The sequence below is a fragment of the Flavobacterium calami genome (assembly GCF_038290035.1).
Classification (GTDB): domain Bacteria; phylum Bacteroidota; class Bacteroidia; order Flavobacteriales; family Flavobacteriaceae; genus Flavobacterium; species Flavobacterium calami.
The window spans coordinates 1-1466 of the sequence record NZ_JBBYHS010000043.1 but is presented as its reverse complement, the minus strand read 5'-3'; the positions used below and the strand labels follow the sequence as shown (position 1 = coordinate 1466).

Sequence of the window (1466 nt, the reverse complement as noted above, 5' to 3'; positions counted from 1 at the left end):
GTTACACGAGATTTGGGTTTTAGGCTGAATTTAATGATGGTTTTGTACTTTGAAAATTTGTGTTTAATCGAAAAACCTCGCCTCTTTAATCCCAAACCTCGTGTAGCGCCAGAACGTTGGCAGTAATTTTAGCGTGACGCAATAAATATCAACATAATGACTATGCAAGTAAACGACATTTTAGGACTTGGCAAAATGCTACCCATTGATAAATTAATTGATGTTATTTCAAGTGTAACGGGACGACTTTCAAAACCATATTTTGACAAGAAAGACATTGACACAAAAGCATACGAAATAAAGAAACTTTCTGAAGCACGAGCATTAGCAAAAGCAGATGAAATGAAAATTATTTCTCAAGCAATTAGAGATAATTTTTCTATTACAGGTGGTATTGAATACAACGAAAATGGAGTTCTAATAACATCGCCAAAAGAATTACCTAATCAAAACACTTACATTGAACTTTCAACACCAACTTTGGAAGAAAGAACTCAAATTCGTGTAGACCACAGAGAAGCACAAAAACAATTGAATTTAGAAAGCGTAACAGCATATGCTGCTGAACAACTTAGAAACGAACAACCTGTTACTGACGAACCAATTGATGAAGATTGGAAAACAAGGTTTTTTAATATCGCTGAAGAAGTTTCTAATGATGAAATGCAAGCTCTTTGGGGTCGAATACTTGCGGGAGAAATTATGAAACCTAAATCGTATTCTTTAAGAACACTTGAATTACTGAGAAATTTAAGCAAAGAAGAAGCAGAGTGTTTTATTAAGTTTGGACAATTAGCAATTACTTCAAACACTGCTTCATTTATTCTAAACTTTAAAAATGAAAAACTTTTAGAAGAAAAATATCAGCTAAATTTTGGCGACCGACTTTTACTAGAAGAATTAGGTTTATTAACTGCAAATGACCTGCAATTTTTAGTTCAAGAAACAAAAGAACAGAAAGGTCAATCTGTTTTTACAATTGGGAATGTATGTGTTGTGGCAGAAAAGGAAGAGAATATTCCGCAACAACAAATTCAAGTTCTTGTGTTTACTAAAATCGGACAAGAATTACTACAACTTATCGAAACAAAACCAGAGTTAGATTATATTCAACTTTTAGCGTCTAAAATTAGAAGGAAAGGCGTTAATGTGAAATACGCCAATATTCTTGAAATAAAAGATGGTCAAATTCATCATACAGGCCTTCAAGATTTGCCATTAACAGAAACCGAAATTAAGCAAGAGGAAGATAGACAGAAAAGAGAAGAAGAAAATTTAAAACGACAAGAAGAACAAAAAAGAAAACTAGAAGAGAGAAACAAACCGAAATAAAAACTACTGCCAACACACGTAGCTGTTGCACAACCCTCCTTAAAAAATAAACTTTATAAAAAAACATAAAAAGAGACCTCTTTTAAAGCGATTTAAAGGAGGTTTATTTTTGTAGTAAAGTTTTGTTTTCAAAA

At 32.3% G+C, this 1466-nt stretch carries 1 protein-coding gene; it reads left to right on the top strand.

Translation table 11 applies throughout. The annotated features are described in order from the left end of the window. The first annotated feature begins 162 nt into the window (after positions 1–162). Entirely contained in the window at positions 163–1332 is a 1170-nt protein-coding gene (locus AAEO57_RS20790; protein WP_341694943.1) for a DUF2806 domain-containing protein, read from the top strand. Positions 1333–1466: the final 134 nt, after the last annotated feature.